A 25,332-nucleotide genomic window follows, 5' to 3' on the forward strand; every position below is an offset into this window, starting at 1 on the left:
GTCGATTGCTGATCACCGACCGGTCCGGCTCTCGACATTTGCGGCAGAGACGCTCCTGGCACGACATCGAGTGCAGGAGCGTTCATGCTGCGCAAAACCCTCACTGTCCTGGGCGGCGCCCTCCTGGCCGTCCCGGTGCCGGCCGCCCCCGCCCTGGCCGTCCCCGTGCAGGCCGCGGCCCCCACGCCCCCGCCGACCCCCACGCCGCCCGGCTTCGTGCCCCGCACCGACCCGCTCCCGGACGAGTTGCGCGCGGCCCGGGCCAAGCCTTCGGTCAAGGCCGCCGGCGGCACGGCCAGCGGCCTGGTGATCGGCGGGGACCAGGGCGGCCACCGGATCGTCGTCTTGGACGCCGCCAAGAAGACCTGGACGACCGCGTCCGCCAAGTGGAAGTGGACTCCCACCGCCTCCAACGGCTTCGCCGACGTCGCCCACGCGTGGAGCCTGCCCTCCGACGTGCGGGTCCGCAAGGCCAAGGGCAAGACCTACGTGCTCTCCGCCGACTCCAAGGGCTTCCTCGGCGCGGTCGAGTACCCCTCGGGCAAGCGGCTGTGGGCGACCGACGCCGGAGCCCCCAGCAACCCGCACGCCACCGAACTGCTCCCCAACGGCAACGTCGCCGCGGCCGCCAGCACGGGCGGGTGGATCCGCGTGTACGCCGCGTCCCAGGGACGCGCCGCCTCCGCCTACACCCAGTTCGCGCTCAAGGGCGGGCACGGCGTCCTGTGGGACCCCCGGCGCAAGGTGCTGTGGGCCATCGGCGACGACCACCTCGTCAGCCTCAAGGTGGGCGGGACGGCGGGCAAGCCCACCCTCAAGGAGGTGAGCCGGTCCGCCCTGCCCAGCCAGGGCGGCCACGACCTGGCCCCGGTGTACGGCGACCGCGACCGCCTCTGGATCACCACCAACTACGGCGTCTACCAGTACGTGAAGTCCACCAAGCGCTACACCGCCTCCTACCGCGGCTCCGCGGACATCGACCTGCCGATCGTGAAGGCGGTGGGCGACAACCCCTCCACCAGGCAGGTCGTGCTGACCCGTCCCAGGGAGGGCTGCGCCACGACCTGGTGCACCGACACCGCCGAGTTCTTCGGCAGCGCCTCGCAGAAGGCCACCCGGACCCTTCCGGGCGCCCAGTTCTACAAGGTGCGCTGGTTCGTCCCCGCCTACCAGTAGCGACGGGCGGTCGAGAACCCGGCGGTGCCGGCGCGGGAGGTCACTCCTCGGTGTGGGGGGTGCCTCCCGCGAGCACCTCGGCGAGCAGGTCCTCCTCGGCGGCGCCGCGGCGCCAGTAGCCGGTGAACGAGATCGACCTCCGGTCCAGCCCGCGCTCGTTGACCAGGTGGCGGCGCAGGGTCCGGGTCGTCTTGGCCTCGCCCGCCAGCCACGCGTACGGGGCGCCGGCCGGGAACTCGGCGGCCGGGAGGGCGGCGGCGAGGCTGCCGCCGGCGTCCCGGAGCAGCCAGGTGATCTCGGCGCCGGCGGGCAGGTCGTAGCCGTCGGCGTCGGCCTGGCAGGGCACCTCGATCCACGCCTTGACGGGCGGGCCGTCCGGCAGCGCCTCCAGGATCCCGCCGATCGCGGGCAGCGCGGTCTCGTCGCCGGCCACGAGCACCCAGTCGGCGGCCGGGGGCGGGCGGAAGTCCACCCCGGCGTTGTCGGCGTCGGTCGGGCCGAGGACGGCGATCCGGTCGCCCGGGCGGGCGGCCGCGGCCCAGCGTGAGGCCGGACCGCGGTGGCCGTGCAGCGCGAAGTCGACGTCCAGCAGCCCCTGCCGCTGCCGCCGCACCGTGTACGACCGCATGATCCCGCGCTCGGCGGGGTCCATCGCCCGCCAGGCGGCGAACCAGTCGTCGCCCGCCTCGGCCGGGACCAGCGGCGCCTCCTGGTGCGGATGCGGCAGGAACAGCTTGACGCGCTGGTCGCGGCCGCCGGAGGCGAACCCGGCGATGCCCTCGCCGCCCAGCGTGACGCGCAGCATGGTGGGGCTGAGGCGCTCGGTGGCGACGACCTCGAGGTTGAAGAACAGGAAGGGGGCGGCGGTGGTGGTGGTTCCCGTGCTCACGAGTGGCTCTCCCGAAGGTCAGGCGGTCGGCTCAGAATCGGAGGGTCGGCTCGGGTCGGTGGAGGTCTGGTGTGAACGGGGAGTTCAGACGGCCTTCTCGGCGGTCTGGACGGTCTTGGCGAGGGCTTCGAGGATCGGGGCGCAGCCCGCGTAGGAGAACCGGGGCTCGGGCTGCCAGGGCACGACCTGCCCGGCCTTGACCGCGGGCAGGTCGCGCCAGGCCGGCTTGGCGGCCAGGTCCTTGGGCTGGAGGGCCTGGGTGCGGCTGTCCAGGATGATCACGTCGGCCGCGTACTTGCCGGCGTTCTCCCAGCTCAGCTCCTCGAAATAACCGTCCTTGCCGACCTTGTCCGGGACGATCAGATCGACGCCCAGCTCCTTGAAGTAGATGAGGTCGGTGTTCTTGCCCGGGTTGGAGGCGTAGAAGAGGTCGGGGCTGCCGGAGGCGGCCAGCACCTTGATCCCGCGCCCGGCGGCCTCCTTGGCCGCGCCGCGCAGCGTCTCGGCGGCCTTCTCGAACCGGGCCCTGGCCTGGGTGACCTTGGGCGCGTTCAGGTCGGCGCCCAGCGAGGCGGCCAGCGCCGCGTACCGCTCGACCGGCTTGGGCAGCGCGACCGCGCCGGTGGAGACGGCCGCCTGGGGCGCCAGCGCGAAGATCTTGTCCTTGCTCTCGGCCGGGACGTAGAACAGCTGCCCGTCCACGAACATGTTGTCGATGAGCAGCTCGGGCCGCAGCCTGGCGTACTTCTCGATGTTGAACTCGCCGTAGGCGTTGCCGATCACGGTGCGCCCGCTCATCGGCAGGTCGCCGGCCTGCGGGTCGGGCCGGCCGTCCTTGAGGGTGACGGGGCCGTACACGCCCACGATCTGCTGGTCGACGCCGAAGTCGTACAGCGCCGAGGCCGCCCCGACGTAGGCGACGATCCGCTGCGGGCGGGCCTTGAGGGAGACCTTCTCGCCCCGGTCGTCGGTCCACGTCCACGCGCCGCCGCCCGCCGACGACACCGTTCCGCCGTCGCCGCCGCAGGCGCTGACGAGGGCGCCGAGGGCGGCGGCGCCGCCGGCGGCGAGGACTCCGCGGCGGGAGAACCGGGGGAGGGGGTTGTGCGACATGGAGCGTTCCGTCCTGCTTGCAACGATGATCTCGAATTAGGTTAACCTAACCTAAGTCATTGTCCAGAGATCAAGGTCACGCCCCCGATGAACCGCCAGGCCGCCGGCCCCACCACGGCACCGCCCCGGGCGGCCGGGCTGCTCGCCGCGCTCGCCGTCCTGGCCGCCGTCGTCCTGCTCAGCCTGGCCGTCGGCGCCCGGCAGCTGTCGCCGGCGCAGACCTGGAACGGGCTGTTCGACGCCGGCTCGGAGGGCTACACCGTCGTCCACCATATGCGGCTGCCGCGCACGCTGCTCGGCCTGCTGGCCGGCACCGCGCTCGGCCTGGCCGGGGCGGTGATGCAGTCACTCACCCGCAACCCGCTCGGAGACCCCGGCATCCTCGGGATCAACGCGGGCGCCTCCGCGGCGGTCGTGTCGGCGATCTCCTTCCTCGGCATCGGCTCCATCACCGGGTACGTGTGGTTCGCCTTCGCCGGGGCGGGCGCGGTCGCCGTCCTGCTGTACGCGGTCGGCGGCGGCCGCACCGCGACCCCCGCGCGGCTCGCGCTGGCCGGCGCCGCCCTCAACGCCGCGCTCTACTCCTACGTCAACGCCGTCCAGCTCCTCGACACCGCCTCGCTGGACAGGATGCGGTTCTGGACGGTCGGCTCGCTCGCCGCCGCCCAGCCCGCCACCATCGCGCGGGTCGCGCCGTTCATCCTCGCCGGGACGCTGCTGGCGCTGGCCCTGGCCCGGCCGCTGAACGCCATGGCCATGGGCGAGGACACCGCACGCGCGCTGGGCGCCGGGCCCGCCCGCACCCGCGCCGCCGCGATCGTCGCCGTGACGCTGCTGTGCGGCGCCGCCACCGCCGCCTGCGGCCCGATCATCTTCGTCGGGCTGATGGTGCCGCACCTGGTCCGCGCCCTCACCGGCCCCGACCTGCGCTGGGTGCTGCCGTACTCGGCGGTGCTGGCGCCCGCGCTGATGCTGGCCGCGGACGTGATCGGCCGCGTGGTCGCCCGCCCCTCGGAGATCCAGGTGGGCGTGGTCACGGTGGTCCTGGGCGGCCCGCTGTTCCTGTCGTTCGTCCGCAGGCGCCGGGTGGCCGCCGCATGAGCGGCGGAGCCGTTCGGGGGGTCCGGGGGCACGACCGCCCGAGCGCCCGGAGGGCGGTCGGGCGTTGTTGCCGGGGGGTGTGGGGGGTCGTCCCCCCACAAAGAACCGCCCCCAGGGAGGAAGACAGGGGCGCGCCTCCCACCGTCCGCGGCCCCCGCGGGACCTCGCTGCGGTACGCGCCGCGCGCCGTCGCCGCCACCCTCGGCTGCGCGCTGGCGGCGCTCGCGGTGGCCGTGCTGCTCATCGGCTCCGGCGACTACCCGATGGGCCCCGGCGCCGTGCTGTCCGCGCTGCTGGGCAACGGCGACCCGGCGCAGGCGTTCATCGTCCACGAGCTGCGGCTGCCCCGGGTGGCCACCGCGCTCACCACCGGCGCCGCGCTGGGCCTGGCCGGCGCGATCTTCCAGTCGCTCTCCCGCAACCCGCTGGGCAGCCCCGACCTCCTCGGCTTCACCCAGGGCGCCTCCGCCGGGGTCCTCACCATGATCGTGCTGTTCGGCGCCAGCGGCCCCGCGGTCGCCTCCGGCGCGGTCGGCGGCGGCGTGGCCACCGGCCTGGCGATCTACGCGCTGACCGGCCGGCACGGCGCGCACGGCGCCCGCCTGGTGCTGGTCGGCATCGGCGTCGCCGCCATCCTCACCGGCGTGAACGGCTACCTGATCACCAAGGCGCAGATCACCGACGCGGCCCGCGCCGCGCTGTGGCTCACCGGCAGCCTGGACGGCCGCGACTGGGGCGAGGCCGGGCCGCTGCTGGCGGTCATGGCCGTCCTGGTGCCGGCCGTCCTGGCCGGCTGCGCGCGCCCGCTGCGGATCCTGGAACTGGGCGACGACGCCGCGCGGGCCCTCGGCGTCCCGATCACGCGGATCCGGCTGGGCCTGCTGGCCGCCGCCGTGCTGCTGTGCGCCTTCGCCGCCGCGGCGGCCGGGCCGGTGGCGTTCGTCGCGCTCACCGCGCCGCAGCTGGCCCGGATGCTGACCCGCGAGCCCGGCCCCAACCTGGTGCCGTCGCTGGTCATGGGCGCCGCGCTGATGGTCGCCGCCGACTTCGCCGGGCAGCGGCTCTTCCCCGGCCACCAGCTCCCGGTCGGCGTGGTGACCGGCCTGATCGGCGGCGCCTACCTGGTCTGGCTGCTGGCCGCCCAGCGCCGGACCGGCCGCCTCTGAGCGTCAGAACGGGCGGTGCCGGCCCCGGTCGGCGTCCAGCCGGGCCCAGGCGTCCTCCCACAGCTCGTAGCGGTGCCGGTCGCAGCGGCGCCGCACCAGCAGGTAGACGCCCAGCAGCGGCAGCCCGGCCCCGATCGCCGCCCCGCCGCCCGCGTACGCCGCGTCGGTCACCGTCCGGCTGTGCGGGCGGGGCCGCACGACCGGATCGCCCGCCCGGTCCACCCAGATCGGCTTCTTCGCGCCGGCCCTGGCGCCCTTCCAGGACGGCAGCGTCCCCGTGCGGGGCTTCGCGTCCTGCCCCGCCGCGCCCGGCCGCGGCCAGGTCGCCTGGACGGTCTCGTGGACGTACCGGTCGCCCGTCGAGGCCAGCCCGCCGGTGGCCAGCACCGTGGCGACCACCTGCTGCCGCTCGGCGCGCTCGGCCCGTTCGGCGCGCAGCCCCGAGCCGTAGGCCAGGGACCCGCCCCAGACGGCGGCCGGCGGAGCGAGGGCCAGCAGCAGGAACAGCAGGCAGAGCGCGATCACCCGCTGCGTCCGGTCGACCGGCCGGCGCAGCCGGTTGCGCTCCAGGCCCAGCAAGGGGCGCAGCCGCCGCCGCGACCGGGGCGGCCGGTGATCTCGCGGGCCGCCGGGCCCGCGCGGCATGCCTCCTCCGATGCCGGAATCGCGCATCGTCGTCACCTCCCCGGGGAGCGCCCTCCCGGTAAGAGGCAGTCAGCCTTCGCCTCCCAGCGTATTCCTCCACCCCATGATCGGCACAGCCCCCGAGCGGGTTCCGGTCTCCGGCCCGCGCCCGCCGGACGGGCCGGAACGGCCGGACGCTCCCGCACGCGCCTCACGCGGCCCGCGCCAGCCGGAGCAGCTCGCCGAAGCCGGCCTCGATCCCCGCGGCCAGCACCTCCAGATCGGGCATCCCGTCGAAGTCGCCGGTCAGCCCGAACGTCAGCCGCCCCTCGTAGGAGAAGACCGCCACCCCGACCCGCATGCCCATCGCCAGCGGCACGAACGGGTACAGCTCCACCAGCCTGCGGCCCAGCACGTACAGCGGGAACGGCGGACCCGGCACGTTGGTCACCACCGTCTGCACCAGCGGCTGCGTCTGGCTCAGCGCGTACCGCGACCCCAGCGCCAGCAGCGTCGGCGCGAACCCCGCCAGCCGCGCCAGCGCCTCCCCGCCCGCCGCCTGGTGGGTGCGCTTCACGTCGTTCATCTGCTCGCGCACCTCGAACAGCCGCCGCAGCGGATCCTCCTCGCCCACCGGCAGCTCCACCAGCACGCCCGACACCCGGTTGCGCACCTCGCCGCGCTCGTCCCCGGCCCGGACCGACACCGGCACCAGCGCCCGCACCCGGTCACCCGGCTCCAGCTCGCCGCGGCCCTCCAGCACGGCGCGGAACCCCTGCGCGACCGCCGCCAGGATCACGTCGTTGACCGTCCCGCCGAACGCCTTGCGCACCCGCCGGATCTCCTCCAGCTCGGCGTGCGTCCACAGCCAGCGGCGATGCGGGCCGATCGGGCCGTTCAACGACCCGGTCGTGGGACGCGCCAGCCGCCCCAGCACCCGCGGCACCTCCACGCCCAGCCCGCGCAGCGTCCGCGGGCTGGCCAGCCGGCGCGCCAGCCGCGGCAGCCCCGCGGCCCCGCGCAGCGGCGCGGTCGCCGCGCCGCGCGCCGTCCGCGCCAGCAGCGCCGCCCCCGACGGCGCCGGGCCGGGCTCCGGCAGGGTCACCGGCGGCTCGCCCGGCTCCGGCCGCCCCTCCTCCGGGCTCAGATCGAACAGCGCGGTCAGCAGGTCCACCCCGCCGACCCCGTCGACGACGCAGTGATGCACCTTGGTGATCGCCGCCCAGCGGCCCCCCTCCAGCCCCTCGACCAGCCAGATCTCCCACAGCGGCTTGGCCGGGTCCAGGCGCTGCGACAGCACCCGGCCCGCCAGGTTGCGCAGCTGCTCCGCCCCGCCCGGCACCGGGACGGCGGTGTGCCGCACGTGGTAGAGGATGTTGAAATGCGGGTCGTCCGCCCACACCGGACTGCCCAGGTGCAGCGGCACCGTCCGCACCCGCTGCCGGTAGCGGGGCACCTCGCCGAGCTTGCCCAGCACCGCCCGGACCAGGTCGCCGTACGAGGGCGCGGGCCCCTCGAACACCGTCACCGAGGCGATGTGCAGGGGCGTGTCCTCCGACTCGGCGAAGAAGAAACCGGCGTCCAGCCCGCCCAGCCGCTCCCAGCCGCTCCGCCCGACGTCGCCGTTGTCTGTCATGCCGTACCGTCCAGCCACACCGGAAATGGGTTCGTTCAGTGCTTCCCGGCCAGACCCGGTCCAATCAGCCGGTCAGCGCCTTCCGAGACGTCCCGGCCGCGCTCCCGGACGGCGGTCGCCAGCGCCAGCACCGCCCCCAGCGCGCACAACCCCGCCGTGATCCAGAAGATCTCCCGGTACTCGGTGCGCAGCGCCTCCTCCACGGCCGCGCGGTACTCCGCCAGCCGCCGCGCGAACTCGTCCGCGGGCATCAGGAACGGCAGCGGTGGACGCAGATCGGCCGTCAGCGCGTGGAAACGGTGGAAACCCCACGCCGACAGCGCGGAGATCCCCAGCAGCATCCCCAGCATCCGCGCCACCACCACCGCCGCCGAGGCCACCCCGTGCCGCGCCGCCGGAACCGCCCGCAGCACCGCCGACGACACCGGCGCGATCACCAGCCCCAGTCCCAGCCCCGTCACCACCAGGTCCACGTCCATCCGGGGCAGCGGCCCGTACCCGGCCGCCTCCGGATCCTCCGGCCAGCCCGCGATCAGCAGGTAGCCCACCGCCGCGACCGCCATCCCCGCCGCCATCGGCCACCGCTCGCCCACCCGCCGCGCCAGCATCCCGCCCAGCACCGCCGCCACCGGCAGCGCCACCAGGAACCGGGTCAGCACCAGCGCGCCCTCGAACGTGTCCTTGCCCAGCAGCGTCTCCGCCACCAGCACCACGTCCACCAGCGTGACCATCAGCGCCGCCCCCGAAAGGAAGCTCACGCCCAGCGTCGCCAGCAGCGGCCCGCGCCGCACCCCCGACAGATCGAACAGCCTCGTCCGCGCCCTGACCTCCCACAGCACGAACACCACCAGCACGGCGCCCCCGGCCGCCACCAGCGGCAGCCCCCACGGAGGCAGCGCCGACTCCTCCGGCTCGGGGTTGTAGAGACCGCCCACCAGCAGCGCCAGCCCCGCCGCCAGCAGCAGCCCCCCGGCCACGTCCACCTTCACGGCGGAGGCCGGGCGCCCGGCCGGGACCGACACGTGCACCGCCACCATCGCCAGCGCCGTCAACGGCAGGTTCACCCAGAACACAACGCGCCAGTCACCCGTCAGCGCCACGACCCCGGCCCCGTACAGCGGACCCAGCACACTGCCCAGCTCCTGCGCCGCCCCCACCGCGCCCAGCACCACCGCGCGCCGCCGCTCGTCCCACAGATCCCCGGCCAGCGCCATCGTGACCGGCAGCAGCGCGCCGCCCGCCACCCCCTGCACGACCCGGCCCGCCGTCAGCAGCGGCACACCGTCCGCCAGCGCCGTCACCGCCGACCCCACCGCGAAGAACACCAGGCAGCCCTGCAGCAGCACCCGCCGCCCGAACCGGTCCGACAACTGCCCCAGCAGCGGCATCGCCGCCACGTACCCCAGCAGGAACCCCGTCAGCACCGGGGTCACCCGCTCCAGCCGGTTGACCGGGATCCGCAGATCCTCCACCACCGACACCAGGATCGTGGTCACCACATAGGCGTCCAGCGCGGCCAGCAGCACCACCGCGCCGCCCGCCCCGACGGCGATGCGGCGCCGGTTCACGCCGGCGCTTTGATCGAGTACGGCGCGTCGAACTCGGTGAACGTGATGACCACCGCCCCCTTGTCACCGCCCTCGGCCGCCGACGGGATCTCCCCCCGCACCTTCAGCAGCCGGTGGTCGGCCGCACCGACCCACACCTGCCCGCGCACGTCCGAGTCGACCCCCGGAACCAGCCCGCCGATCGCCGCCCGCGGCAGCACCACGCCCACCCGGTGCGCGTCCTTCCCCCCGACCTTCTCCGTCGCCTCCGCCTTCGGCTGCGTCACCGACCCCAGCAGCTTGGAGATCCCCCGCTGCGGATCCAGCACCGCCGACGGGTCGTACCACGTCGCCACCAGCGCCTTCGGCACCTGCCGCCAGCCGCCCGTCACCGCCTTGATGTACACCGCGTCGCCCAGCACCACGACCCGCATCTCGACCGCCTGGCCCGACTGCTCGATCGTCAGCGTCCCCTCGGCGTCACCCTCGCGCAGCAGCTTCAGATCACCGCCCTGCACCATGATCGGCGGCTTGCCCTCCGCGGCCAGCGTGAACGCCGCGCTCTTCACGTTCGCCATCGCGGCCGACGACTTGCGCAGCGTCTCCGCGGCGTCGAACGCGGGCTTCGCCGCCGCCCCGCCGTCACCGCCCCCACCACCGTCCCCGTCACAGCCGGTCAGCACCGAACCCACCAGCAGCAGGCACAGAACCGGGATCAGCAGCACAAGACGACCGCGCGCACTGGACATAGGCGGGACCCTACAGACCACCCCCACGCCCCGTCACTCCGTACCGAGTATGATTCGGCGCCCCCTCGCGATCCCCCGGACGGCCGACCCCCGCCACCCGGCCCATTCCCAGTGGCCCCCGAACCGGCGCCGCCGCTAGGATGAATCCCGGCGTGCCCGGGATCATCCATCACCGCGATCCAAGGCCCGCACGCACGGGGCGGTAGCTCAGCTGGTCAGAGCAGGAGACTCATAATCTCTGGGTCGCGGGTTCGAGTCCCGCCCGCCCTACTGTGTCTAACTGGGGGCCACCCCCAGACCCCAGGCCGGGCCGCGCGCCCCCTCCAGTCGCTGGCGCTCCTTACGGGGGCACCCGGCCCTTGGCAGGGGGCTTCGCCCCCCGCACCCCCCGCTGGGGCTTCGCCCCTAGCCCCCGGTTTCCTGGGGGCTTCGCCCCCTTGCCCCCCTTGGGGGCGGGTTGGTCAGGGCGTGGGGGTCGGCTTTTCCAGGCGTAGGAGTTGGACCTGGCCTACGGCCACTTTGCGGGTCTGGTCGTCGGTGATCTCCGCGTCCCACAGGTAGCGGCCGTCGTCGTCGGAGTTCAGGGTGGCCACGATGGTGAGCGTGCCGCCGGACGTGGCGCGGAGGAACTGCGTGCGGTTGCTGATGCCCACGACCTGGCGGTCCAGGCCGGCGCGGAGGGAGGCGCCGATGCTGGTGGTCGTCTCGATGGCCGAGCAGTAGACGCCGCCGTGCACGATGCCGTGGCCCTGGAGCAGGTCGGGGGTGACCGGCAGGGCCGCCTCGACGCGTGTGGTGTCGGCGCTGGTGAGGGTCAGGCCGATCAGGCCGTCGAACGGGCCGGGGGATCGGCCGAGGAACTGGCTGAGGTCCATGGCCGCATCATGCCGGGGCGGCGGTCAGGCGGGCCAGGTGGGTGGGCGCTTGTCCAGGAAGGCCCGCATGCCCTCCTGTGCTTCCGGTGTCTGGCTGGAGGCGGCCATCACTTCGATCGCGTAGGTGTAGGCGTCCTGTTCCGGACGGTCCAGTTGCGCGTACAGGGCCTGCTTGCCCAGCGCCTTGCTGCGGGCGCTGCCCCGTGTGGCGCGTTCGAGCAGTTCCCGCGTGGCCTTCTCCAGTTCGTCGTCGGGGACCGCGTAGTTGATCAGGCCCCAGTCGGCGGCCGTCCGGGCGTCGATGACGTCACCGGTCAGCGCCATCTCCATGGCGCGCTTGCGGCCCACGTTCCTGGAGATCGGGACCATCGGGGTGTGGCAGAACCAGCCGCCCTTGCCGCCGGGGGCGGCGAAGGCGGCGCTCTCGGCGGCGACGGCCAGGTCGCAGGAGGCCACCAGCTGGCAGCCCGCCGCGGTGGCCAGCGCGTGCACCCGGGCCACCACCACCTGCGGCACGGACTGGATCGTCCGCATGAGGTCGGTGCAGGTCTGGAGCAGGGAGCGCACGTCGGCGTGCGCGGCCCCGGCCATGTCGGCGAAGTCGTGCCCGGCGGAGAAGGCCGGGCCGTTGGCCGCCAGGACGATCCCGCGCGCGTCCGTTCCGCCCGCTTCGCGGAACGCCTCCGTCAGGGTGAGGAGGAAGTCCCGGGACAGCGCGTTGCGGCGCCGCGGGCGGTCCATCGTGATCGTGATGAAGGGGCCGTCGCGCTCGACGAGGACATCGCTCATAATGTGACGCTACGTCATCGTCGCTTCTCCCGCACGGGCGGCCGGAGGTGCCTAGGCTGGGGAGTCCTGGCGAGCACGGGAAGGGCGCGTGACGGCACGTGGTGGAGTCCATCGTCGGCGGGAAGCTGCCCGGGGGCCGGCACGGCCTGCCGCGCCACGTCGTACGGGACGACCAGCGGCGCCGCATCCTGGCGGGGGTCGTCGCCGCCGCGGGCCCGGAGGCCATGCGGCGGCAGGACGCGCTGCTGCGCACGCTCACCGGGCTGCTCGCCGCGGAGATGCGGCGGTCGGGGGCCCGCTCGCCCGACCTGGCCGCCGAGTTGACGGTCAACGCGCTCTACGGCGTGGTGTACGCCCGGGTGGAGACGGGCCGGGCCGCCGAACTGCCGGAGCTGGTGCCCGCGCTGGTGCCGGATCCGGCCGGTGCCCGAGGCGCCTGCTCGTGATGTCGGAGCCGCGTCGTACGGTAGGCGTGGTCGATGGACGCGCAAGGGGGTAGTGCCTTGAAGCTGCTCACCGCCACGAACGCCACCCAGGGCTACCGCGACAACGACTTCGCCTGGTGCGTGGAGGGCGAGCTCGTGCACATCGGCGTGGTCTGCCCGCGCGACGAGGGCGACCCCGACGGCGGGTGCGGCTGCGGGCGCTCGTTCGCGGGGCTCAACTCGCACCGGGCCACCACGACCGCGATGGTCCGCGAGGTGCCCGGGTTCAGCGACGCCGACTACGTGCTGGCCATCCGCTCCAGCCTGGAGCAGCAGGGCTGCGACCCCTCCTTCGCCGAGCACGAGGCCGCGCTGCTGCGGATCCTGGTGCGCGACTGGCCGGTGGGGGTGATCGTCGAGCGGCGGCTGGATGAGATCGTGGTACGGCAGGTCGTCCAGCCTTGACGGAAGGTGCGCTGTGCTCGTCGCGTTCTCGGTGACCCCGCTCGGCACGGGGGAGGAAGTCGGAGCCGCCGTGGCGGAGGCGGTCCGGGTGGTGCGGGCCAGTGGCCTGCCCAACCGCACCGACGCCATGTTCACCACCGTCGAGGGGGAGTGGGACGAGGTGATGGCGGTGGTGAAGGCCGCCACCGAGGCGGTGGCGGCGGTCGCGCCGCGGGTCAGCCTGGTGCTGAAGGCCGACCTGCGCCCCGGGGTCACCGACGCGCTGAACGCCAAGGTCGAGAGCGTGGAGCGGCATCTGGCCGGGGGGTGACCCGGCTCAGTCCAGCCAGCCCTCGATCTCCTCGTCGGTGCGCGGCAGCAGGCACCACAGCGCCTCGCGTGCCGACGAGCACAGCGGCACCTCCTCGTGCATCCGCAGGATGCGGAACATCTTCTCGGGGAAGGGCCGCATCCCGACCAGCGCCATCCCGGTGCCGCACTCCAGGCCGCGCCGGGCGGTGGCCGCCACGATGCGCAGCCCCTCCGCGTCGAAGAACGAGACGCCGGAGACGTCGACCACGAGCGGGCGCTCGGAGACCAGTTCCCACAGGCGTTCCCGTACCGACGGCGCGGAGAGCAGGTCCATCTCGCCGGAGAGGAGCACGTGGGTGTGCCGCTCACCCTCCACGACGACCATGTCGACGGCGGTGTCCTTCATGGTGTCCTCACTCTGGCTCGCGGTGACACAAGAGTTCCTCCACGTTCGCCCCTCAAGTGAAGCAGGACTTCTCGCCGCCGTCACCGCCACGGGCGAAGACGCTCGACGCGACCTCCGATGCTGTAGGTGACGAATCGCTCACCTAGCGCGCACGGATCGGTTAGGCTGGCGCGGGAGAGTCGACCGTGGAGGAGGCCGAGTGCCCGGACTCCCGCTCGCCGCCTGGGCGTACGTCTGCGGAGTGGTCGCGCTGGCCGCCGGGCTGATCGCGACGGCGTCGTTCGAGGGGATGGACTGGCCCACGCTGGTCGTGCTGGCCCTGCTCTTCCTGGTCTGCGACTCGGCGCCCGCCCGGCTCACCGTCCGCCGCGCGCGGGTGTCGCTGGGCTTCGCGGCCAGCCTGGCGTCGGTGGTGCTGCTGGGTCCGGCCGGGGCGGCGCTGCTGGGGGTGTGCGCGGTCGTCACCTGCCAGCGCCTCGTCCCGTTCGTCAAGCGGCTGTTCAACGGCGCCCAGTTCGCCCTCAGCGGCTACTTCGCGGGGACGGTGTTCGCGCTGCTGGGCGGCGACCGGGTGCGGCCCGGCCACGCCCGGTGGGTGGAGCAGGTGATCGGGCCGTTCCTGGGCTCCCTGGTCACCTTCGTCTTCGTCAACCTCGCGCTCACCGGCGGAGCGCTGCTGCTGAGCAGGCAGGCGTCGGTGCGGGAGCTGGTGAGCGGGAGCGGCCGGCTGGCGACCGGATGCCTCGGGTACGGCATGTTCGGGCTGCTGGTCGCCGGGCTGTGGTCGCGGGTGGGCGTCGGTCCGCTCGCGGCGGTGCTGGTGCTGCTGCCGCTGTTCATCGCGCGGTGGGCGCTCGAGCAGACGCAGGCGCAGCAGCAGGCGCACGCGGCGACGCTGGCGGCGCTGTGCCAGGCGGTGGAGACCAAGGACTACTACACCCGCGGCCACTCCGAGCGGGTGTCGCGCGGCTCGGTGATGATCGCGCGCGAGATCGGGATGCGCCCGGACCGGGTGGAGGCCATCCGGTACGCGGGCATGCTGCACGACGTGGGCAAACTCGGCGTCCCCACCAAGGTGCTGCAGAAGTCGGGGTCGCTGTCGGAGGAGGAGTTCGCGGCGATCCAGCTGCATCCGATGCGGGGGCTGGAGATCGTGCGGGAGATCGGGTTCCTGGACGAGGCGCTGGCCGGGATCATGCACCACCACGAGAAGATGAACGGCCGCGGCTACCCGATGGGCCTGGCCGGCGACGAGATCCCCGAGTTCGCGCGGGTGATCTCGGTGGCCGACGCGTTCGACTCGATGACCTCCACCCGCTCCTACCGGCCCGCCCGCTCCGTGGAGGAGGCCGTCGAGGAGCTGCGGCGCTGCTCCGGCTCCGACTTCGACCCGGTGGTGGTGGCCGCGTTCCTGCGCGCCCTCGACGCGCACGGCTGGCGGCTGCCCGGTCCCGTGTCGGTGCCGGGCAACGGCGTCGCGGAGGTGGCCCAGCAGGACCACGACGATCCCACCGCACCCATCGAGGTCCGCTGACCCGCTCCCCGGGTCAGGGGCGGGGCATGAGCTCCGGCTTCACTTGACGCTGACCTCCCCGCGCACGTGCCCCTCGTCCGTCTCGATCCGGTTCGCACACGACGGCTTCGAGACGACGAAGGAGAGGATCGTGTTCGGCCAGCAGGAGATCATGCATTTCGAGACCTTCGGGTACGTGGTGCCGCGCGAGGCGTTCGGCGGTCGCGCTGCTGGTCGTGCCGGGGTCCCATGAGCCGGGCTTCGCGCGCCGGTGCGCCGCCTACTTCCGGCGCGACCCGTCCTGCCAGGGTTTTTCCCGGTCGGCCGGTGCCCGCGGTCGTGCTGGAGACCGAGCCCGGCGACGCGATCGCGTTCGACCTGCGTCTGCTGCCCCTGTACCGGGCGGGTAGATCTTCGTAACCTGTCAGACATTCCTTGCGGCGGCGCTCCCGACGCCGCGCACGTCCCGACACCGTTCCGGAGGCTCCCGGTGGACAGGTCCACGGTGGTCGCCGCGACCGTCGCGTCGCTGCGGCAGGAGGCGGAGACGGTCGTGGACCTGGTGGTCGACCGCATCGTCGAGGAGATCCCGTCGTACGCCGCCGTGCCGCGCGAGCGGCTGCGCCCCGGGGTGGCGGCCAGCGTGCACGACGGGATCGGCTTCCTCCTGGACGGCGGGTTCCCCGGCGGGACGTCCCTGGCCGCCGCGGTGGACGCGGCGGCCGTGGGCGCCGACCGGGCCGAGCGCGGCATCCCGGTGGAGGACCTTCTGCACGCCTACCGGATCGGCGTCCGCACGGTCTGGGAGCGGTTCGCCACGGCGGCCAGGCGCAACGACGCGGACCCCGGAGAGGTCCTCGCCCTGGCCGAGCGGGTGTGGGAGTGGGCCGACGGCGTGATGGTACGGGCCGCCAGGGAGCATCGCAGGGTCGACCTGGAGGCGGCCCTGGACGCGCAGCAGAGGCGCGGCGCCTTCATCCGCGCCCTGCTGTCGGGCACGCTCGACCGGGCCGGGCTGCACCTGCAGTCGGCGGCGTTCGGGCTGGACCCGGACAGGGAGTACGTGCCGTTCCGCGCGCGGGGCGGCCGGGACGTGCGGGCGGTGGTGAAGGCACTGGTGCCCTACTTCCCCCACACGACCCCGCCCGTCACCCTCATCGACGGGGACGTGGCGGGGCTCCTCGCCCGGCGGCCGGTCGGCCGTGCGCGCGGCGACCTGGTGGTGGGGATCGGCCCGGCCGTGCGGCTCGCGGAGGCGGCGGGAGCCTTCGAACGCGCCACACGCGCGCTGGACACCGCGTCGCGGTTCAGCATGAACGGCGTGTACGACCTGGCCGATCTGGGCCTGCACGCGGCGGTCGTCGCGGAGTCCGAGGTCGGGGAGTTCCTTCACGAGCGCTACCTCGCGCCCCTGAAGGGGCTCCCCGACATCGAGCGCACTGTCGTCACGTACCTGGAGGGCGGGATGCACGTGGAGGACACCGCGCGCAGCCTGTTCGTCCACCCGAACACGCTGCGGAACCGGCTGCGGCGCTTCGAGGAGCTGACCGGCGCGGACCTGCGCGACCACCGGACCCTCGCCGAGCTCTGGTGGGCGCTGGCCCACCAGAGGCTCAACAGGTAGCGGGCTGCGCTACCGGGCGGGGGTGATGACGCAGGGCGCCCCGCCGCAGACGTCCACGACCTGTCCCGTGGTGAGGAAGACCGCCTTCTGGCGGCGCGCCTCGGGTGTGTTGCGCGGGTCGGAGTGCGGGTCGCGTCCCTCCGTGGGCGGGGTGTTCGTCAGGGGCGGCACAGGGGCGCCGCTGTCCCAGATGACGAGCGCGGACCCGTTGTAGGGGGAGGAGGGGATGGACGGGATCCCCCAGTACGGCACCTTGTCGGGCAGGCGTCCGGGGCGCACGGCCGGGGTGTGGATGCGGGCGCCGATCGTACGGGCCTGGACCTCCGCGGCGACCGGCGCCACCTGGTGGTCGCCGAACGCGACGTGCATCAGGACCCTGTGCCGGGGCGTGCCCGGGAGGGGCCGGTTGGTCATGTGGTGCGCGTAGCCGTTGGCCTCGCCGCGGTCCCACAGCATCTGGATGAGCCCGAAGGCGATCTGCTGGTCGAGCTTGTCCGGGTAGAAGGTGCCCAGGACCTGCCCGTAGGTCGGGTAGTCGGAGCTGCGGTTGAGCAGCGTGCTGTAGTTCATCGCGGGCACGCCCAGGACGGCGCGGCGGATGTCGGGGGAGACGGCGGTGAGCGCGCCGCCCATGATGCCGCCCTGGCTGTTGCCGTCGAAGGTGAGCTCGGCGCGGGTGTCGATGAGCGGCCGTCCGTCGGCGGTCTGGAACGCCTCGTGCCCGGTGAACCCCCGCGTCATGGCGCGGCCGAGGAAGGTGAAGCCGAGCATGCCCTGCTGGAGGCGGTCCGCGACCGTCTGGAAGCGGGTCAGGTCGGCCAGCGCGGTCACGACGTTGGGTATGTCCTCACTGGCCATGCCGATCCACTTGGTGGCGCAGAACGCGAAGCCGTGCTCGGCCGCCATGGCCTTGACGTTGCCCGCCGCCACCTCGCCCTCGCCGCCGAGCAGACCGTGCCCGTACAGGGCGGGCCTGGCCGGTCGCCCGTCGAACGCCGACCGCGGGATCTCGCACTGGAACGGGACGGGCTGGGTGTTGCCGGGCAGGCGGGCGGGCCTGCCGTCGCGGCCGAGGTGGAACCGCGACCCGGGCGGCCCGCCGGGCAGGTCGAGGTAGCTGGGGGCGAAGACCAGGCCCTTGACCTCGCGGCCGATCCGCTCGTCGACGTCGTCGGTCACCTGGGTGACGAGGAACGTGGGGGAGGAGCGGCCGAGGCGCTTCAGGGCGTCGTCGCGGATGTGCAGCATCCGCGAGGTCAGGCTCTGCCGGCTGGCGACGGTGAAGTCCCAGGCCAGGTAGAGCCCGTCCCGGCCGATGCCGTGGCGGTCCAGGTCGGCCAGCACGGCGCGGCCGGCGCGCTGCCGCTCGTGCAGCGGGTCGGAGGAGGGCAGCGTGGGGCCGAGGACCTTGGCGAACGCCGCGTTCGGCCTGAGGAGATCCCCGCCGGAGTCCCGCAGGCCGCGCAGCGCGACCACGTACCGGTGGCCCTCGCGGAAGTTGCGGGCGGGCCGGACGATCAGCGCCCGCCGCTCGGGCCGGTCCGCGTTCGCGTCCAGCTCCGCCCAGTACGGCCAGCGCTCGCCGGTCGCGGTGTCGATGACGACGATGGGCGCGTCGCGGCGCAGCGAGGCGCCGATGTCGGTGACGGGCGCGGCGCCGCTGCGCGCCAGGTCGACGCCCGGTACGTGGCCGAGCAGCATCGAGCCGGGGGAGAAGCCGTCGGCGCGGTTCCACTCCTCCGGGCGGACCGGGACGCCGAGCGCGTTGCGGAGCGTGGTCCGCATGTTCACGCGGCGCCCGGTGGCGGTGGAGCCGTCCCGGACCGTGTACCAGTCGCTGGGGAACGGCAGCAGGCACGCCGCCGGGTCGATCGGGTCGCATCCGTCGCCCGACGCCGGGGACGCGGACGCGGCGCCGGGCGCGGCCTGGGCCTCCGGGGACGACGGCGCGACGAGCACCGCCGTGAAGAGCGCCAGGGCCGCCGCCGCGACGCGCAGGACTCGGGTGCGCAAGGCCGACCTCCATTGCCGGACGCCGCGGGCTGGCCCTGACGTCGCCATCGGGGATTCCGTGGTGATCAGACCGCATGGCCCTGGACCGGTCAATCGGCCTTCGCACAACGGACGGCCGGCGGCCTTGTGCGTTCGCACTTTTCCCGCCCGCCCCCGCCGCGCGGCCGAAACGATCTTGTTTCGCGGGTGTTAAATCGCCCGGCCGGGCCGTTGCGGGTCGGTTTCGGGGCTTCTCAAGACGCCGCCGTCGGGTGATAGTTGGCCCGTCGTCTGCGGAGTCACCGAGGAGGAACGTTCCATGGACGCGGTCCCGACCATCGATCTCACCCCCTGGTTCCACGGCGGCGAGGACGACCGCAGGGCGGTGGCCGCCCGGGTCGACGCCGCGCTCAGCGCGATCGGCTTCCTGGTGGTCACCGGGCACGGGGTGCCGCCCGGCGTCAGGAGCGCCATCCGGGACGCCGCCCGGCGGTTCTTCGCCCAGCCCGAGGAGGTCAAACGCGCCTACGCGGTCACCGTGGGGGAGCGCGGCTGGCTGCCCCCGGGCGTGGAGGCCAACGCCTACGCCGAGGGCACCGAGACCCCGCCCGACCTCAAGGAGACCTTCGCCGTGGGCGCCGACCGGCGGATCGGCGACCCGCTCTTCGACCGGGAGTGGTTCCTGCCCAACGTCTGGCCCTCCGAGGTGCCCGAGCTGGAGGGGCTCCTCACCGACTACCTCGCGCGGATGCGCGCACTCTCCGACGAGCTCCTCGTCCTCTGCGCGGCCGCGCTGGGGCTCGACCCCGGCCACTTCACCGACTACACCGGGCACCCCTCGTACACGCTCAACATCAACCGCTACCCGCCGCTGTCGCAGCTCGGCGAGCCCGAGCCCGGGCAGTTCCGGATCGGGCCGCACACCGACTTCGGCACCGTCACGGTGCTGGACCGCCAGGACGGCGTGGGCGGCCTGCAGGTGTACTCGGAGGAGTCGGGGTGGGTGAACGCGCCCTACGTCGAGGACTCCTTCACCATCAACGTGGGCGACCTGCTGGCCGTCTGGTCGGGGAACCGCTGGAAGTCCAACCGGCACCGCGTCCTGCCGCCCGATCCCAGCGCGCCCGACGAGGAGCTGCTGTCGCTCATCTTCTTCTACGAGTGCGACCCCGGCGCCCGCATCCAGCCCCTGGCCCCGCCGATCGGCCGCACCGCGCTCGAACCGGTGCGCGCCCACGACTTCCTGCTCGAAAGGCTCGACGCCATCACCGTCGGCTGACTGAAAGGCTCCACATGACCGACCTCCAGGCCGGTAGGCAGCACACCGATCCGCCCGCCGGCGTGGTCGTGCGGGAAGGCGACTACGGCGACCGGCTCGCCGCCGTGGAACCGGGCGGCGCCGAGTTCATCCCGCTCGACCAGCGGCACGGCCGCCCGCTCAAGCTGCTGTGGACGTGGACGTCGCCGCAGCTGGAGTTCGCCACCATCTTCCTCGGCGTGCTGGCCGTCGCCGCGTTCGGCCTGTCGTTCTGGCAGGCGGCGGCCGCGGCGGTCCTGGGCACCGCGCTGGGCGCGCTCACGCACGGCGTGCTGTCGGCCCGCGGCCCCCGGCACGGGGTCGGCCAGATGGTGCTCGGACGCGTCCCGTTCGGCTACCGGGGCAACGCGCTGCCCGCGACGCTCAACACCATCGCCGGCGGCGTCGGCTGGTTCGCCGTCAACAGCGTCAGCGCCACCCTCGCCCTGGCCACCCTCACCGGACTGCCCAAGCCGCTGTGCCTGCTCGTCGTCGTCGCGCTCCAGGTGACGATCGGGTTCTTCGGGCACAACCTGGTGCACACCGTGGAGCGCTACGCGTTCCCGGTGCTGGCGGTCGTGTTCGCCGTCGCCTCCTTCATCATCCTCAGCAAGGCGAATTTCGGCGCCCCGGCGAGCGGCGAGGGCGGGGGCCTGGGCGGGTTCATCATCGCGACCGCCGCCGCCTTCGGGTACGCGGCCGGCTGGAACCCCTACGCCGCCGACTTCACCCGCTACCTGCCGCCCGGCACCGACCGGCGCTCCGTCGGCCTCTACGCCGGGCTGGGCGTCTTCCTCGGCTGCGTCAGCCTGCAGATCGTCGGGGCCGCGGCCGTCACCATCGGCGGCGACGCGCTGGGCGACCCGACCGGGACGTTCACCGGCCACCTGCCCGCGCTGGTCGCCGACCTGACGCTGCTGGCCATCACCCTCGGCGCCATCTGCGCCAACGCCATCAACATCTACTCGGGCGCGATGTCGTTCGTGACGCTGGGCGTGCGGCTGCCGGTGGCGCTGCAGCGCGCGATGGCCGCGCTCGCGTTCGGCGTCCTGGGCCTGGTCGTGGCCTACTTCGGGCTGGACGACGCGGGCCACGACTACGAGGCGTTCCTACTGATCATCGCGTACTGGATCGCGCCGTGGCTTGGAGTCGTCCTGGCCGACCTGTGGCTGCGGCGGGGAGGCGAGCCCGTCGACGCCCTCTTCTTCGACACCCGGCACCGCAACCCGGCCGGGCCGATCGCGATGGCCGCGGCCATCGCCGTGTCGGTCCTGCTGTTCTCCAACCAGGAGCTGTACGTGGGGCTCGTGCCCAAGCACGTCGAGTCGGTCGGTGACATCACCGCCCTCGTGGGCTTCCTCCTGGCCGCGCTCGGCTACATCGCACTGCGCCGGGTCTGGCGCCCGAGTTCCCCGAAGGAGTAGGCCCTGCTCTTGTCGAAGGCGGTGGGACCGTACGACCCCAGCGCCACGGGCGTGTCCAGGGCCTCTGAGATCGTCGCCAGGGGGTTGGACGTGAGCGGCGCGTAGACGGGACGGGCCGTCAGAAGGCGTTCGGTGAGCGCGGCCTGGGCTTCCAGGTCGCCCGCAGGGTGCACGGGGATGCGCTCCATGCCCTCGTAGGCGACGCACAGTTTCAGGTCCGTGCGCTCCTGCGCCACGTCCAGGTGCGTGACGGCCAGTGCGTCGACTGGGCCGGTGACGTCGAGGGCGTAGCGCAGGGCCACCGCGTCCAGGTGCCCGACGCGGAAGGCGCCCTGCCACGGCCCCGTGCCGTTGTGGCGGTCGGGCAGGTCCGCCGTGAGCGCGGGGTCCTCCGTGACGAAGGGCCCGGGGCCGTGGCGCGTGGCGTAGGTCCTGAGCACGCCCAGACGGGTCGCGGATCCGGGCGCCACGCCCGCCTCCGCCAGGAGCGTGTCCGCGTTCGCGAACGTGGTGGTGGACCAGGTGGTGTACGGGTGGAAGCCGTGCCACTCGTCCAGGAGAACCCCCTGCGCCCCCTCGAACACCACGTCGCCGGTGCGGAGGAGGTGGTGGAGGTGCTCCTCGCCCACGATGCGGACCCGCTCGGCGAACGCGGTGAAGGCGTCCACGCAGTCGTCCACCGGCGGCACCGCCTCCCCGCCCGGGAACTCCTCGCGATACCAGTCGCGCACGGCGGTGAGGCCGCGGCGCAGGCGCGCGGGGGAGAGGCAGTCGCCCGCGCGGGGCGCGTCCACGTGCGCGAGGGAGTATGCGACGGTCTCGCCGATGCCCATGCCGCACGACCCGTGCCGGGCCCCGCCACGGGCGCTCTCGCGCGCCCGGTTGGCGGCCCGGTGGTACGGCGTCGTGAGCAGCGCCCCGCGGTCGACGGTGAGGCGGTCCAGCGCGTCGTGCACGCCCAGGTCCCGCAGATGGGCGGCCTCGGCGGCCAGCGCCAGCGGGTCGACCAGCATGAACCGCGACAGGTGGGTCCGCACGCCCGGAACGAACGTCCCGGACCCGAACTGCGCGAACGTGTGGTGGCGGCCGTCCGGCGCCACCACGTTGTGCGCCGCCTGCGCGCCGCCGTTGAAGCGGACGACGGCGTGAACCGGCTCCGGCCCCCGCGAGCAGAGCCAGTCCACCACCGTGCCCTTGCCGGCGTCCCCGAACCCGAGGTCGACGACGATCACGTGCCCCATGTGCCCGCTGCCCTCCGCGGCCTCCGCCGGCTCACAGGCGGGTCGTGCCGGACGGGGCGGACCCCAGCCCGCGCGGCCCCGGCGACACCGCCACCGACGCGCGGGAGGCCTCCAGCCGGGCCAGCGCGCGCGACACCGAGGCACCTGCCTCCGAGCCCACCTCGTCCAGGTGGCCCAGCCCCTCCTCCAGGTCGATGGCCTCCTCGCCCAGCCCGACCGTGAGCGCGATCGTCTCGCAGACCGCGTCCAGGTCGTCCAGGTAGAGCACGTTCTGGCCGAGCAGGTCCTGCCAGAAGTCCTTCAGCTTGCGGCTGCGCGCGTGGTGGGCGCCCTCGGGGATGATGAAGTACACGTCGAAGCGGGTCTGGAGCTCGCGCACCAGCTCCCGGACCGGGACGTCCTCGGGGACGCTTTCGCCGATCACCTTCTCGATCTCGCGGCGCTTGGCGGCCGGGTACGCGAGCTCGTCGCCGATCATGAACAGGTACCCGCGGCGGCCGCGCTTCTCGTGGCAGTCGATCGCGGTGTGCCGGGACATGAAGTACATGGCCAGCTCGTAGGACTCCATCATCTGGCCGCCACCGCCGCCCTCCAGCAGGATTCTGCCGAGGTCGTCGTCCATCCGGTTGTCGGCCTCGAACTGGCCGACCTGCAGCGGCGCCCGGTCGCAGGTCGCGTCCCCGATCCCGCCGAACATGATGTGCGGGTGCTCCACGTAGCCCTTGCGCTGCAGCAGCCCGAGCAGGCTGGGCAGCTTGGTCTGCAGGGTGCGCGGCACCGTGCCCATGGACCCGGTGACGTCGAACAGCACCGCGATGGCCAGCGACTCGGGGTGGTCGTCGGAGTCGCGGCTCTCCCGGACGGTCACGCCGCGCGGGTCCAGGGACGGGTGGGTGGTGGTGGCGCCGCCGTCGCTGTAGGCGAAGGCGCTGGCGCCGGTACGGGCGCGGTAGGAGCTCGCCGCGTCGTAGACGTTGGTGGACCAGTGTCCGCTTCCCATTGGGGCTTTCCTCCCAGAGAGGGGCCGCGCTCAGCGGCCGGGCATGGTGAACGGGCGGAACCGGCGCGGGCCGTAGAGGCGTTCGAGCACTTCGTCGAACTCGGCCAGCAGCCGCCAGGCGTCGTCGGGGCGGCGGCGCTGCAGGGCCGTCAGGCAGCCCTTCGCGAACAGCCGCATCGGCTTGGGCGCCTTGTCGCCCATCAGGTGGGTCATGCATCGGGTGGCCATGTAGATGTCGGTGGCCGCGCTCGCCCGCTCCCTGGCCGGGACCTCCGGCGGGTACCAGTCGGCGTAGCGGGTCACCAGCGCCGGGACGCGGCCGCTGGAGTCGACCGGCGCGTAGCACCCGGGCACCGAGTAGCACCAGTCGACGAGCACCAGGCCGTGCTCCTCCGGATGGATGAGCACGTGCTCGGGCAGCACCGCCCCGTGCAGCACGCCCGCGCGGTGGGCGAAGCCGAGGCCCACCAGGAGGCGGCGCCACATCCATGCCGCGTCCCGGGGGTCGAGGCCGCCGGGGTAGGCGTCGTGCACCTCGGCCAGGGTGGAGAAGCCGTCGAGGGCCACGATGGCGTTGGCCCGCCGTTCGGCCCCCGTGTCGGCGTCGCGGTGGCGGAACGACTCCACCAGGCGCGGCACGTACGGCAGGAACCGTCCGTCGCCGTCCTTGGGGAGCTGCCTGAGCGCCACCGCCTCGCGCTCCAGCAGGTCGCCGTCTCCAGGGTCGCGCGGCAGCTTGATGACCACGGCCTGGGCGCGGGGCCCATCGCGGGGCCTATCGTGCTTCGCGTCGTAGAGGTCGGCCAGATCGCCGCCCGCCCGCTTGTCGCCCACGTGGAAGGTGTGGCGCCGGGTGGTGATGGTGACCGGGCCGGAGCGGTTGTAGCTGCGCCACAGCGCGTTCAGCCGGGTGAAGTCGTCGCCGGTACGGCCGCCGGTGGCGTCGGGGTGCACGAGCCGGGCCAGCTGCCGGTACGTGCGGGCCGCCTCTGCGGTGTCGAGGCCGAACAGGTCGGCGGGCGTGCGGGCGCGGCCGAGCCGGGCCAGCGCCTCGCCGAGGGCGCCCGTCATCGGATCTCCTCCTCCCGGCTGGGCCGGAGCAGCGCGGGGTGCAGCAGGCGCGCGTCCCCCGCGCGGTAGAGCTTGGGACGCGGCCCGCCCTTGCGGCCCGCCTTGTCGGAGGTGGTGCCGGTGCTCTCCACGAACCCGGGGACCGACAGCACCTTCCGGTGGAAGTTGCCCGCGTGCAGCTCCTCGCCCCAGACCGCCTCGTACACGGCCCTCAGCTCGGGGATCGTGAACTCGGGCGCGCAGAACGCCGTCGCCAGCGGGGTGTACTCCAGCTTGGCGCGAGCGCGCTCCAGGCCGTCGCTGAGGATCCGCGCGTGGTCGAACGCGAGCCTGCGCGTGGTGCCCGGGGCCTGGTCGCCCCCGTCGGTGAGGCCGAGCCGGCCGACCGGCGTCCAGGCCGCGTCGGCCGCGTCCCCGCCCGCCTCGGGGTCGGGCAGCTCGGGCGCGAAGGCGAGGTAGGCGACGGAGATGATGCGCATGCGCGGGTCGCGGCCGGGCTTCCCGTACGTGCGGAGCTGCTCCAGGTGGATGCGCTCCAGCGGCCCCTGCTTCGCGCTGAGCCCGGTCTCCTCGGCCAGCTCCCGCACGGCCGCGTCCGGCAGGTCCTCGGCGTCGCGCACGCCCCGCACGAAGCCGCCCGGCAGCGCCCACATCCCGGCGTGCGGGGCGTGCCCGCGCCGGACCAGCAGCACGTGCAGCTCGCCGTCGCGGATGGTCAGCGCGACGACGTCGACCGTGACCGAGACCGGGTCGTAGTCACGGGGGTCGTAGGACTCCAGGAACTCGCTCTCGCTCTCGGTCATCGCGGCCGGTCTCCATCCAAGTCAGTCTCAAGTTGAGTTCATCTCTCTATGAGAAGAACATAGGTCATGGTGGACCGTTCGTCCAGCCTGAATTCCGGCGAAACGGGGACGCCGC

At 73.8% G+C, this 25,332-nt stretch carries 24 protein-coding genes and 1 tRNA gene; 11 read left to right on the forward strand and 14 right to left on the reverse strand.

The features are described 5' to 3' along the window. Positions 1 to 84: 84 nt before the first annotated feature. On the forward strand, positions 85 to 1,176 hold the full coding sequence (locus ACZ466_RS35400; protein WP_378290996.1) for a DUF6528 family protein: 1,092 nt from the start codon (positions 85 to 87) through the stop codon (positions 1,174 to 1,176). 40 nt (positions 1,177 to 1,216) lie between these two features. Here the strand turns inward: ACZ466_RS35400 and ACZ466_RS35405 are convergent, their stop codons facing one another. Continuing rightward, positions 1,217 to 2,065, reverse strand: coding sequence for a siderophore-interacting protein (locus ACZ466_RS35405; protein ID WP_378290998.1), 849 nt, complete (start codon positions 2,063 to 2,065; stop codon positions 1,217 to 1,219). Positions 2,066 to 2,149: 84 nt separating this feature from the next. Beyond that, positions 2,150 to 3,178: an ABC transporter substrate-binding protein gene (locus ACZ466_RS35410; RefSeq protein WP_378291001.1), complete on the reverse strand. Its 1,029-nt coding sequence runs from the start codon at positions 3,176 to 3,178 to the stop codon at positions 2,150 to 2,152. An 87-nt stretch (positions 3,179 to 3,265) separates the two neighbouring features. Here ACZ466_RS35410 and ACZ466_RS35415 point away from each other — a divergent pair, with 87 nt between their 5' ends. Both ACZ466_RS35415 and ACZ466_RS35420 read left to right on the forward strand, forming a co-directional pair. Beyond that, positions 3,266 to 4,279 (forward strand): FecCD family ABC transporter permease, encoded by a 1,014-nt coding sequence (locus ACZ466_RS35415; RefSeq protein ID WP_378291003.1) that lies wholly within the window; start codon positions 3,266 to 3,268, stop codon positions 4,277 to 4,279. Positions 4,280 to 4,356: 77 nt separating this feature from the next. Next, positions 4,357 to 5,445 carry a FecCD family ABC transporter permease gene (locus tag ACZ466_RS35420; RefSeq protein ID WP_464041806.1) on the forward strand — a complete coding sequence of 363 codons (1,089 nt, stop codon included), beginning with the start codon at positions 4,357 to 4,359 and terminating at the stop codon, positions 5,443 to 5,445. Between the two features lie 3 nt (positions 5,446 to 5,448). Here ACZ466_RS35420 and ACZ466_RS35425 read toward each other — a convergent pair whose 3' ends face one another. From ACZ466_RS35425 to ACZ466_RS35440, 4 genes are all read right to left on the reverse strand, one after another. Then, positions 5,449 to 6,117: an Rv1733c family protein gene (locus tag ACZ466_RS35425; RefSeq protein WP_378291007.1), complete on the reverse strand. Its 669-nt coding sequence runs from the start codon at positions 6,115 to 6,117 to the stop codon at positions 5,449 to 5,451. 163 nt (positions 6,118 to 6,280) lie between these two features. Then, a complete protein-coding gene (locus ACZ466_RS35430) occupies positions 6,281 to 7,705 on the reverse strand; it encodes a WS/DGAT/MGAT family O-acyltransferase (protein ID WP_464041807.1) in 1,425 nt (474 codons plus the stop codon). Positions 7,706 to 7,740: 35 nt separating this feature from the next. Next, positions 7,741 to 9,273, reverse strand: a complete 1,533-nt coding sequence (locus ACZ466_RS35435; protein ID WP_378293389.1) for an MFS transporter — start codon at positions 9,271 to 9,273, stop codon at positions 7,741 to 7,743. Further along, positions 9,270 to 10,001 carry an LppX_LprAFG lipoprotein gene (locus ACZ466_RS35440; protein WP_378293391.1) on the reverse strand — a complete coding sequence of 244 codons (732 nt, stop codon included), beginning with the start codon at positions 9,999 to 10,001 and terminating at the stop codon, positions 9,270 to 9,272. Before ACZ466_RS35440 ends, ACZ466_RS35435 begins: the two co-directional genes overlap by 4 nt. 196 nt (positions 10,002 to 10,197) lie before the next feature. Here ACZ466_RS35440 and ACZ466_RS35445 point away from each other — a divergent pair. Beyond that, a tRNA-Ile gene (locus ACZ466_RS35445) sits at positions 10,198 to 10,271 on the forward strand. A 191-nt stretch (positions 10,272 to 10,462) separates the two neighbouring features. Here the strand turns inward: ACZ466_RS35445 and ACZ466_RS35450 are convergent. Continuing rightward, positions 10,463 to 10,876, reverse strand: a complete 414-nt coding sequence (locus ACZ466_RS35450; protein WP_378293393.1) for a PaaI family thioesterase — start codon at positions 10,874 to 10,876, stop codon at positions 10,463 to 10,465. Positions 10,877 to 10,900: 24 nt separating this feature from the next. Next, positions 10,901 to 11,665, reverse strand: coding sequence for an enoyl-CoA hydratase-related protein (locus ACZ466_RS35455; protein WP_378293395.1), 765 nt, complete (start codon positions 11,663 to 11,665; stop codon positions 10,901 to 10,903). Positions 11,666 to 11,763: 98 nt separating this feature from the next. Here ACZ466_RS35455 and ACZ466_RS35460 point away from each other — a divergent pair, with 98 nt between their 5' ends. Genes ACZ466_RS35460 through ACZ466_RS35470 form a run of 3 tightly spaced genes read left to right on the forward strand, consistent with a single transcriptional unit; the run spans position 11,764 to position 12,865 of the window. After that, complete coding sequence (locus ACZ466_RS35460) at positions 11,764 to 12,111, forward strand: hypothetical protein (protein WP_378293397.1); 348 nt, start codon at positions 11,764 to 11,766, stop codon at positions 12,109 to 12,111. 57 nt (positions 12,112 to 12,168) lie between these two features. Then, a complete protein-coding gene (locus ACZ466_RS35465) occupies positions 12,169 to 12,555 on the forward strand; it encodes a DUF7715 family protein (RefSeq protein ID WP_378293399.1) in 387 nt (128 codons plus the stop codon). Positions 12,556 to 12,568: 13 nt separating this feature from the next. Continuing rightward, positions 12,569 to 12,865: an MTH1187 family thiamine-binding protein gene (locus ACZ466_RS35470; protein WP_378293401.1), complete on the forward strand. Its 297-nt coding sequence runs from the start codon at positions 12,569 to 12,571 to the stop codon at positions 12,863 to 12,865. 6 nt (positions 12,866 to 12,871) lie between these two features. On the opposite strand, the gene ACZ466_RS35475 is transcribed toward ACZ466_RS35470, so the two are convergent. Continuing rightward, positions 12,872 to 13,252, reverse strand: a complete 381-nt coding sequence (locus ACZ466_RS35475) for an STAS domain-containing protein (RefSeq protein WP_378293403.1) — start codon at positions 13,250 to 13,252, stop codon at positions 12,872 to 12,874. A gap of 199 nt (positions 13,253 to 13,451) precedes the next feature. Here ACZ466_RS35475 and ACZ466_RS35480 point away from each other — a divergent pair, with 199 nt between their 5' ends. Continuing rightward, positions 13,452 to 14,786, forward strand: a complete 1,335-nt coding sequence (locus tag ACZ466_RS35480; protein ID WP_464041808.1) for an HD-GYP domain-containing protein — start codon at positions 13,452 to 13,454, stop codon at positions 14,784 to 14,786. Between the two features lie 469 nt (positions 14,787 to 15,255). Then, complete coding sequence (locus tag ACZ466_RS35485; RefSeq protein ID WP_378288773.1) at positions 15,256 to 16,389, forward strand: PucR family transcriptional regulator; 1,134 nt, start codon at positions 15,256 to 15,258, stop codon at positions 16,387 to 16,389. Positions 16,390 to 16,398: 9 nt separating this feature from the next. On the opposite strand, the gene ACZ466_RS35490 is transcribed toward ACZ466_RS35485, so the two are convergent. Continuing rightward, entirely contained in the window at positions 16,399 to 18,402 is a 2,004-nt protein-coding gene (locus ACZ466_RS35490; RefSeq protein WP_378288775.1) for a hypothetical protein, read from the reverse strand. Positions 18,403 to 18,700: 298 nt separating this feature from the next. On the opposite strand from ACZ466_RS35490, the gene ACZ466_RS35495 reads away from it, so the two are divergent. Both ACZ466_RS35495 and ACZ466_RS35500 read left to right on the forward strand, forming a co-directional pair. Beyond that, positions 18,701 to 19,660: an isopenicillin N synthase family dioxygenase gene (locus ACZ466_RS35495; protein ID WP_378288777.1), complete on the forward strand. Its 960-nt coding sequence runs from the start codon at positions 18,701 to 18,703 to the stop codon at positions 19,658 to 19,660. Positions 19,661 to 19,674: 14 nt separating this feature from the next. Next, positions 19,675 to 21,102, forward strand: a complete 1,428-nt coding sequence (locus ACZ466_RS35500) for a purine-cytosine permease family protein (protein ID WP_378288779.1) — start codon at positions 19,675 to 19,677, stop codon at positions 21,100 to 21,102. On the opposite strand, the gene ACZ466_RS35505 is transcribed toward ACZ466_RS35500, so the two are convergent. The 4 genes from ACZ466_RS35505 to ACZ466_RS35520 are packed head-to-tail and all read right to left on the reverse strand — an operon-like array spanning position 21,054 to position 25,217. Next, complete coding sequence (locus tag ACZ466_RS35505; protein ID WP_378288781.1) at positions 21,054 to 22,343, reverse strand: adenylosuccinate synthetase; 1,290 nt, start codon at positions 22,341 to 22,343, stop codon at positions 21,054 to 21,056. The two genes, ACZ466_RS35500 and ACZ466_RS35505, sit on opposite strands and share 49 nt — an antisense overlap. Before the next feature lie 31 nt (positions 22,344 to 22,374). Further along, positions 22,375 to 23,343, reverse strand: a complete 969-nt coding sequence (locus tag ACZ466_RS35510) for a hypothetical protein (protein WP_378288783.1) — start codon at positions 23,341 to 23,343, stop codon at positions 22,375 to 22,377. A gap of 30 nt (positions 23,344 to 23,373) precedes the next feature. Further along, positions 23,374 to 24,414, reverse strand: coding sequence for a serine/threonine-protein kinase (locus ACZ466_RS35515; RefSeq protein ID WP_378288785.1), 1,041 nt, complete (start codon positions 24,412 to 24,414; stop codon positions 23,374 to 23,376). Then, a complete protein-coding gene (locus ACZ466_RS35520; RefSeq protein ID WP_378288787.1) occupies positions 24,411 to 25,217 on the reverse strand; it encodes an NUDIX hydrolase in 807 nt (268 codons plus the stop codon). Before ACZ466_RS35520 ends, ACZ466_RS35515 begins: the two co-directional genes overlap by 4 nt. Between the last annotated feature and the right edge of the window lie 115 nt (positions 25,218 to 25,332).

The organism is Actinomadura rugatobispora (genome assembly GCF_055379765.1).

What these genes read in the sequence shown, in the direction of transcription:
- ACZ466_RS35415 (WP_378291003.1), top strand. Translation starts at nt 3,266, where the DNA reads ATGAACCGCCAGGCCGCCGGCCCCACCACGGCACCGCCCCGGGCGGCC.
- ACZ466_RS35520 (WP_378288787.1), bottom strand. Translation starts at nt 25,217, where the DNA reads ATGACCGAGAGCGAGAGCGAGTTCCTGGAGTCCTACGACCCCCGTGAC.
- ACZ466_RS35440 (WP_378293391.1), bottom strand. Translation starts at nt 10,001, where the DNA reads ATGTCCAGTGCGCGCGGTCGTCTTGTGCTGCTGATCCCGGTTCTGTGC.
- ACZ466_RS35455 (WP_378293395.1), bottom strand. Translation starts at nt 11,665, where the DNA reads ATGAGCGATGTCCTCGTCGAGCGCGACGGCCCCTTCATCACGATCACG.
- ACZ466_RS35500 (WP_378288779.1), top strand. Translation starts at nt 19,675, where the DNA reads ATGACCGACCTCCAGGCCGGTAGGCAGCACACCGATCCGCCCGCCGGC.
- ACZ466_RS35510 (WP_378288783.1), bottom strand. Translation starts at nt 23,343, where the DNA reads ATGGGAAGCGGACACTGGTCCACCAACGTCTACGACGCGGCGAGCTCC.
- ACZ466_RS35450 (WP_378293393.1), bottom strand. Translation starts at nt 10,876, where the DNA reads ATGGACCTCAGCCAGTTCCTCGGCCGATCCCCCGGCCCGTTCGACGGC.
- ACZ466_RS35505 (WP_378288781.1), bottom strand. Translation starts at nt 22,343, where the DNA reads ATGGGGCACGTGATCGTCGTCGACCTCGGGTTCGGGGACGCCGGCAAG.
- ACZ466_RS35400 (WP_378290996.1), top strand. Translation starts at nt 85, where the DNA reads ATGCTGCGCAAAACCCTCACTGTCCTGGGCGGCGCCCTCCTGGCCGTC.
- ACZ466_RS35515 (WP_378288785.1), bottom strand. Translation starts at nt 24,414, where the DNA reads ATGACGGGCGCCCTCGGCGAGGCGCTGGCCCGGCTCGGCCGCGCCCGC.
- ACZ466_RS35475 (WP_378293403.1), bottom strand. Translation starts at nt 13,252, where the DNA reads ATGAAGGACACCGCCGTCGACATGGTCGTCGTGGAGGGTGAGCGGCAC.
- ACZ466_RS35410 (WP_378291001.1), bottom strand. Translation starts at nt 3,178, where the DNA reads ATGTCGCACAACCCCCTCCCCCGGTTCTCCCGCCGCGGAGTCCTCGCC.
- ACZ466_RS35495 (WP_378288777.1), top strand. Translation starts at nt 18,701, where the DNA reads ATGGACGCGGTCCCGACCATCGATCTCACCCCCTGGTTCCACGGCGGC.
- ACZ466_RS35425 (WP_378291007.1), bottom strand. Translation starts at nt 6,117, where the DNA reads ATGCGCGATTCCGGCATCGGAGGAGGCATGCCGCGCGGGCCCGGCGGC.
- ACZ466_RS35430 (WP_464041807.1), bottom strand. Translation starts at nt 7,705, where the DNA reads ATGACAGACAACGGCGACGTCGGGCGGAGCGGCTGGGAGCGGCTGGGC.